The organism is Streptomyces longispororuber (assembly GCF_014656095.1).
GTDB classification, from domain to species: domain Bacteria; phylum Actinomycetota; class Actinomycetes; order Streptomycetales; family Streptomycetaceae; genus Streptomyces; species Streptomyces longispororuber.
Window position 1 is genome coordinate 1 of the sequence record NZ_BNBT01000250.1, and the last position, 7,455, is coordinate 7,455.

General features: G+C 75.2%; 7 protein-coding genes. 4 read left to right on the forward strand and 3 right to left on the reverse strand.

The features are described from left to right. On the reverse strand, positions 1 to 894 hold an 894-nt coding region (locus IE330_RS37175), incomplete at its 3' end, for a DMT family transporter (protein WP_190140606.1). 330 nt (positions 895 to 1,224) lie between these two features. On the opposite strand from IE330_RS37175, the gene IE330_RS37180 reads away from it, so the two are divergent. The 3 genes from IE330_RS37180 to glgC all read left to right on the forward strand — a co-directional run bounded on the left by IE330_RS37180 (position 1,225) and on the right by glgC (position 4,591). Beyond that, positions 1,225 to 1,893, forward strand: a complete 669-nt coding sequence (locus IE330_RS37180) for a (2Fe-2S)-binding protein (RefSeq protein ID WP_190140607.1) — start codon at positions 1,225 to 1,227, stop codon at positions 1,891 to 1,893. 38 nt (positions 1,894 to 1,931) lie between these two features. After that, entirely contained in the window at positions 1,932 to 3,128 is a 1,197-nt protein-coding gene (gene glgA / locus IE330_RS37185; RefSeq protein ID WP_190140608.1) for a glycogen synthase, read from the forward strand. Between the two features lie 242 nt (positions 3,129 to 3,370). Continuing rightward, on the forward strand, positions 3,371 to 4,591 hold the full coding sequence (glgC, locus tag IE330_RS37190; RefSeq protein WP_190140609.1) for a glucose-1-phosphate adenylyltransferase: 1,221 nt from the start codon (positions 3,371 to 3,373) through the stop codon (positions 4,589 to 4,591). A 47-nt stretch (positions 4,592 to 4,638) separates the two neighbouring features. On the opposite strand, the gene IE330_RS37195 is transcribed toward glgC, so the two are convergent. Both IE330_RS37195 and IE330_RS37200 read right to left on the reverse strand, forming a co-directional pair. Continuing rightward, a complete protein-coding gene (locus IE330_RS37195) occupies positions 4,639 to 6,297 on the reverse strand; it encodes a M48 family metalloprotease (RefSeq protein WP_190140610.1) in 1,659 nt (552 codons plus the stop codon). Continuing rightward, a complete protein-coding gene (locus IE330_RS37200; RefSeq protein ID WP_190140611.1) occupies positions 6,290 to 6,748 on the reverse strand; it encodes a hypothetical protein in 459 nt (152 codons plus the stop codon). The genes IE330_RS37195 and IE330_RS37200 overlap by 8 nt, the downstream gene beginning before the upstream one ends. 192 nt (positions 6,749 to 6,940) lie before the next feature. Between IE330_RS37200 and IE330_RS37205 the strand changes: the two genes are divergently transcribed. Then, the coding region (locus tag IE330_RS37205; protein ID WP_229926207.1) for a wax ester/triacylglycerol synthase domain-containing protein at positions 6,941 to 7,455 on the forward strand (515 nt) is incomplete at its 3' end.

Sequence of the window (7,455 nt, forward strand, 5' to 3'; positions counted from 1 at the left end):
GGGCGCGCCCGCGCCGCCCGCACCGGGGGACGCCTCAGGGGCGGGCTCCGGCCGCGCCGTCTCCGCGCCGAGGCGCTCGGTCGTCAGCAGGATCAGGCCGCCCGCCGCGACCACGCCGCAGGCCAGCGCCACCGCCGTGCCCGTGGCGCCGTAGCGGAAGGATTCCTCGAACAGGGTCAGGCCGACGGCGGCCGCTATCACCGGGTTCACGACCGTCACCGTGGACAGCGGCGCGGCGAGGCCCGCGCCCCGGTAGGAGGCCTGCGAGAGCAGCAGGCCGCCGACCGCGAGCACCGCGATCACCGCGAGGCTCGGCACCTGGCGCGTGAGCGGCTCCTGCGCGTCCCAGTCCACCGCGACGGTCTTGGTGAACACCGAGGAGATGCCGAAGGCGATCCCGCCCGCCGTGGCGAGCAGCACGCTGCGCACCGCCGGGTGCCGGTGCGCGGCGTGCGCGAGCAGCATCAGGACCACCACCGCGCCGCCCGTGGCGACGGCGAGGAGGACGCGCTCGGCGTCGGCCAGGGACCGGGAGCCGCCGGCCCGCGTCAGCGAGAGCAGGCCCGCGAGCCCCACGGTCGCCATGAGGGCGCCGCGCCAGGCGGTGGCCCCGGCCCTGCGGCGCACGAACAGCGCCGCCATGGGCAGCGCGAACACGATGGTGAGGGCACCGAGGGGCTGCACCAGGCTCAGCGGACCGTAGGCGAGCGCCACCACGTGCAGCAGCCCGCCCAGGCCGTTCAGGACGACCGCGACCCACCAGACCCCGCGGCGCAGCGGCGCGTACTGCCGGCCCGCACCCGTCGCCGCCACCCGCTCCTGCAGGATCGCCCCGCCCGCGTACGCCACGGCCGAGACGAGCGAGAGCAGGACGGACAGCGCGAGGGCACTCATGAGGTGCTCCGCTGCGGGCGGCGTCGCCGGTCGTTCCGGTGCGCGCGGTACGCGGGCTCCCGGTGCGGCGTGCGGTCGGCTTCCATGGTGTCCACGATGGCGCGCGCAGCGCGCCACGTCGTCGTCCCTGAGCAGTCAATCCGTCCTACTGCCGATGGAGTACGACCTCCCATATGTCCTCCCCAGGTCTGGTTACCCGTGAAGTCAAGGGGTTCTGGTGTACTGGCTGCCGTGACAGCTCGCAGCTCCGGGACAGCCTGGGACGTGGTCGGATCCGTCGGGGGCTTCTTCGCCCTCCGGACGGGACGGCCGCCCCGAGGCGCGCTCCCCATGGTCCCACGGGTGTACGACGTCGGCAGCGCGGGAGCGGAGGGCGACCCGCTGACCCTGCGCGTGCGCAAGGTCGCCGCCCGGCTCGCCGCGCCCGAGCCCCGCGTCGCCGCCTCCATCGCGCACCTCGGCCTGGCCGCCCGGCTGTGGTCGCTCGCGCTGGGTCCTGCCGCGCTGTTCGGGCGCGTCCCCGACCTGGACGCCCGGCTGCTGCGCTGGGACCCCGACGGCACGTCGCCGGACGACCTGTGGCTGAGCGGCGACCGCACGTTCCCGGCCGACGCCGCGCGCCTCCTCGACGTCGTGCACCACGGCCACCTCGTGCCGCTCGCCGAGGCGCTGCGCGCCCGTCACCGGATATCCCCGGCGCTGCTGCGGGGCAACGCGGGCTCGGCCCTCGCGGGCGCGGCGCGCGAACTGGGCACCTGGGCGGAGCGCACGTCCCGGCCCGAGGCGGGCCGGCGCGCCCTCGCGCTCGCCCAAGAGCTGTTCGCGCTCCCGGAGTTGCGCGGCACCGGCACCTTGACCGGCACCGGCACCCTGACCGGCATCTCCTTCCGGCGCCGGAGTTGCTGCCTGTACTACCGCTGCCCGGACGGCGGCGTGTGCGGCGACTGCTGTTTCGACCGGCCGCCGCAGCGGTCTTCCCACGGGGCGCCCGCCGGGTGACCATGAGGGGGCCGGCCGACGACGGGGGGCTCACGCTCGTGAAAGTGGGACTGCTCACCCGCGAGTACCCGCCGGACGTCTACGGCGGCGCCGGCGTGCACGTCGAGTTCCTCGCCCGGGAGCTGCGCGCGCTGACCGACCTCGACGTCCACTGCTGGGGCTCCCGGGACCACGGCGACCCGGGGCCCGCCGGGGGCACGGGCGCCGCCGACGCCGCGCGCCACCGCGCCTGGGGCGCCCTCGACGCCGCCAACGACGCGCTGCGCACCCTGTCCGTGGACCTGTCCATGGCCGCCGCGCTCGCGGGCCGCGACCTCGCGCACTCCCACACCTGGTACGCCAACCTCGCGGGCCACCTCGGCAAGCTCCTGCACGGCATCCCGCACGTCGTGACCTCGCACTCGCTGGAGCCGCTGCGCCCCTGGAAGGCCGAGCAACTGGGCGGCGGCTACGCCGTGTCGAGCTGGGCGGAGCGCACCGCGGTCGAGGCCGCCGACGCCGTCGTCGCCGTCTCGGCCGCCATGCGCGAGGACATCCTCGCCTGCTACCCGGCCGTCGACCCGGCGAAGGTGCGCGTCGTCCACAACGGCATCGACACCGAGCTGTACCGGCCGGACCCGGACACCGGCGCCCTCGCCCGCCACGGCGTGGACCCGCGCCGCCCGTACGTCCTGTTCGTCGGCCGCATCACGCGCCAGAAGGGCGTGCCCCACCTGCTGCGCGCCGCCCGGAATTTGGAGCGCGGCATCCAGCTCGTGCTGTGCGCGGGCGCCCCCGACACACCGGAGATCGACCGGGAGTTCCGCGCCCTCTTCGAGGAACTGCGCCGCGCCCGCGACGGCGTGCACTGGATCCCGCGCATGCTGCCGCGCCCCGAGGTCGTGCAACTCCTCACGCACGCCGCGGTGTTCGTCTGCCCGTCGGTGTACGAGCCGCTGGGCATCGTCAACCTGGAGGCGATGGCCTGCGGCACCGCCGTGGTCGCGTCCCGGGTCGGCGGCATACCCGAGGTCGTGGCGGACGGCACGACGGGCCTGCTCGCGCCCTACGACCCGGGTGACGAGGAGCGCTTCGAGCACGACCTCGGCCTGCTCCTGAACCGCCTGGCGGGCGATCCGCGCCGCGCGGCGGCGATGGGCGCGGCCGGGCGCCACCGCGCGGAGCGCGAGTTCACGTGGACGGCGGTGGCCCGGCGCACGGTGGAGGTGTACGAGGACGTCCTCAAGGCGGCGTGACGTCCCCCGGGCGCCCGGAGGGCCCGTGGGCGGGAACCCAAGGATCGGGGGCCCGTAGGCCGAAGGGCGGGGCGGTCGGACGCGGTCCGACGCCCGTCCGGGGGCAGACGTAAGACCGGGCGACGGCGCGCGCGGGACGGCACGGCGGCGGGACGCACGACCGTGAGGCGGCGGACGCGCCACCGCCCGACCGGTGGACGCAAGGCCAGGGAGAGCCCGGACAGGGCGGGAGAGGGGCGGCGATGCGCGGCGGACCTTCGGTGCTCGGAATCGTGCTCGCGGGCGGTGCGGGCAAGCGGCTGATGCCGCTCACCGCGGACCGAGCCAAACCGGCGGTGACGTTCGGCGGCACCTACCGCCTGGTCGACTTCGTCCTGTCGAACCTCGTCAACGGCGACATCCTGCGCATCTGCGTGCTCACGCAGTACAAGTCGCACTCCCTGGACCGGCACGTGTCGACCACCTGGCGCATGTCGAGCCTGCTCGGGAACTACGTCACCCCCGTCCCCGCCCAGCAGCGCCTCGGCCCGCGCTGGTACCTGGGCAGCGCGGACGCGATCCTCCAGTCCCTGAACCTGGTCCACGACGAACAGCCCGACCACATCGCGGTGTTCGGCGCCGACCACGTGTACCGCATGGACCCGCGGCAGATGCTCCGGCAGCACATCGACTCCGGCGCGGGCGTCACCGTCGCCGGTATCCGCGTGCCGCGCGCGGAGGCCCGGCAGTTCGGCGTGATCACCCCGGCCCGCGACGGCTCCCGCGTGGAGCGCTTCCTGGAGAAGCCCGAGGACCCGCCGGGGCTGCCCGACTCCCCGGGCCAGGTGTACGCCTCCATGGGCAACTACGTCTTCACCACCAAGGCGCTCGTGGACGCCCTCCAGCGCGACGCCGAGGACGAGGAGTCGGCGCACGACATGGGCGGCTCCATCCTGCCGATGCTGACCGAGCGCGGCCTGGCGCAGGTGTACGACTTCGACGACAACCACGTGCCCGGCGAGACCGCGCGGGACCACGGCTACTGGCGCGACGTCGGCACGCTCGACGCGTACTACGAGGCGCACATGGACCTGATCTCGGACCAGCCCGCCTTCAGCCTCGACAACCGCCGCTGGCCCATCTACACCCACCCCGGCTCGCTGCCGCCCGCCAAGTTCTGCGCGGGCGGCATCGCGGGGGAGTCGGTCGTCGGCCCCGGCTGCGTCATCCGCGGCCAGGTGACGCGGTCCGTCCTGTCACCCGGCGTCACGGTCGCCGAAGGCGCGGTGGTGCAGGGCTCGGTCCTGCACCACAACGTCCGCGTGGGCCGGGGCGCGGTGGTGCGCGGCGCGGTCCTGGACAAGAACGTGGACGTCCCGCCCGGCGCCACGATCGGCGTGAACCCGGAGCGGGACGAGGAGCTGTACACGGTCTCGCCGGGCGGCGTGATCGCCCTCGGCAAGGGGCAGCACGTGCCGATGTGAGGGCCGCGGCCGCCCGGCGCCGGGCCGTTCCGCCAGGTCACCACGCGTCACGCGCCGAGCCCGAGCGGGTCGAGCACGACGAGCAGGAGGACGGACCCGCCCAGCAGGACGGCACGGCGTGTCCTGCCCGCGGACGCGGCGCCGAAGGGCCGCGGCCGCGGGCGCACGGGCTCGTTGGGGTGCACGGTGAGGGTGCGGCCGAGCGACACGCACAGCACCGCTCCGCCGTAGAACAGGTACGACGTCAGCGGGGCCAGATCCGTGGCGTGCGCGAGTTCGTTGAAGAGCATGTGCATCAGCGCCACCACCGTCCCCGTGAGGATCGTGGCCTGTGTCCACGTGCCGTAGCCCCCCACCGGGTGGGGCGGGCGTTCCAGCGCGCGGATCCGCCACCACCAGCCGGGGTGGGTGTGCCACGGACGTGTGCCGCTGCGCAGCAGGCGGGTCTCGTACGCCCAGCGGAACAGGGCCGGCCAACTGTCCTCGGGTTCCTTGTGCCAGTGCCGCAGTTCCCAGCGAGGCCCCATGCGTCGCTGGACCTGCTGCTCGGCCAGCACGTGCCACGCCCGCGGATCGGCGCCCCAGTCGACCGCGTCCAGGTCGGCGCAGAGCTCGCGGTGCCGCAGGATGTCGGTGTAGGCCACGTACACCGTCGTGACCAGCAGGGCCACCAGGAATCCTTCCCGCAGGGGCGAGCACTGCTGCCCCGCGGGCCCGGCGCCGAGGGCGGCACCTCCGCCGAGCCAGGCGAGCAGCACCGCGTAGGGCAGCACCGTGGTGGCGGCGAAGGCCAGCCACAGGGCCCGTACGGCGTTGCCCAGTTCGACGTCGCGGTTGCGGACGTGGGCCATCTCGTGCAGCACCACCGCCGCGCAGATCGCCCCGTCCCTGGTCTCCCGGAACCAGTTGTCGAGAGCGGGACACGGAGGGGGCTCCGTGGCGTTCACCGCCCCGCCGCCCTCCGGCACGTCCCGGCCGTGCCTCCCTGACCGGCCGCCACCGCCGCACGGGCCGAGGCCGGGGGCGGGGCACGGCTCCGCGAGAGGGCACCGGCCGTTCCGGCTCCAGCCGCACCTGTTCCGGGCGCCGCCGGGCGGGGGGGCCACCACGCGAGCGGGTTCCGGCCGCTCGCAGGCGCACGGCGAGCCGCAGAAGGGAGCGCCCTCGAGGACGGATTTCAGGCCGTTGTCGAGGGCGATGCCGTAGCGGCCCGCGGCGCCGAGAGTGACGGCTCCTGTGCCGGGGCGCCGCGGAGCGTAGGAGAAGGCGGGCACGCGCCGGAGCCCGGCCCTGAGCGCCAACTGCCGGAGCGGCGCGTACAGCCGGATGTCCTCGGGGCCGATACGGACGAGACGGCGCCTGCGCCAGGCGGACCCGCCGAGGTGAAGGACGGCGGCGATCAGCAGCGTCACGGCGACCGCGGTCGCGGCGGTCGACTCGGCGTTGTCGAGGGCCCGGACCTCGTAGGGGCGGGCGAGCTCCAGCTTGACCAGGCGCAGCGCGTCCAGCGGCAAGGGCCCGCGGGAGGGGTGGTGCGGCCTGTCCAGGACGTCCGGGCCCTGCCCGCTGGAGACGAGCACCCGGACCGCGCGCAGCCACAGTCCCGCGACCAGCGTGACGACCAGGACCAGGAACAGCACGCAGCGCCGCGTCGACCCCTGCCCGAGCAGACGCTGGTCGCGGCGGAGGACGCCGGTGTCAGTCATCGCCGGGCGCCAGGGCGAGCCGGGCCACCACCGCGTCGGCCAGCGCCTCGGCCGCCTCCGCCGCCAGGCCCGACGCCCGCGCCCGCTCCACCACCTTGCGGCGTACGTCCTCCAACTGCCCGCCCGACAGCGCCGGCACCTGCGCGGGCGGGTCGGGCAGACCACGCACGCGACGCACCCAGGCGCGGCCCCAGCGGCTCGCCCCGTCCACGGCCGTCGCCGCCGACCGCTGGGCCACCTCGTTCACCACCAGCCACACCACGGGCGCGATCAGCGCGACCACTTCGGCGGCGCCGAAGCCGAGCGGGTCCCGCCGGGTGCGGGAGCGGCGGAACACCCGCGTGATCTGCCTGTCGCTCAGCGACGCCATCCCGTCCAGCAGCCTCGCCTCCCGCGGCGCCCGCTCGGCGAGGATGTCCCGCACCACTTCTCGTACGCCCTGTCCGGACACGTGCTTCCTCCCGTTGGTCTCCTGCTCTGCTGAACGAGACGACCACGGGAAGAGGAACGACCGAGGTGGCGGTACGGAGGCCGCGGGTGCGCAGCGGCCCCCTGTTAACTGTGCGTATCTAGATCGTACTTGACCGTAATTGTCCGAGGGTGGTTGTCTGCTTGCTCACCGTCATCGACGCGAGAGCAAGCCATGACCTCTGAGAGCTCAGACCTGCTCGCACCACTCGATCTCGCCTTCTGGAGCATCGAGACCCCCGAACACCCCATGCACCTCGGGGCCCTGGGCGTCTTCACGGCCACCTCGTCCTCGTCCGCCGCGCACGCCGCCGACCTCCTGGCCGCCCGCGCCGCCGCCGTGCCGGGCCTGCGGCTGCGCATCCGGCCCGTCCTGCTGCCCCCGGGCGGCGCCGCGCGGCGCCCGGCGCCCGGCTTCGACCCGCGGGACCACGTACAGCTCGCAGCGCCCGTGCGGGACTTCCACGAGGCGGCGGGGGCGCTGATGCAGCGCCCTCTGGAGCGGGACCGGCCGCCGTGGGAGGCGCACGTGCTGCCGGGCGCGGACGGCGCGTCCTTCGCCGTGCTCTTCAAGTTCCACCACGCGCTCGCCGACGGGCTGCGGGCGCTGACGCTCGCCGCCGCGGTCCTCGACCCGGCCGGGCACCCCGAGCCGCGGCGCCCGCGACCGCCGCGCGCTGCGCGGCGGAC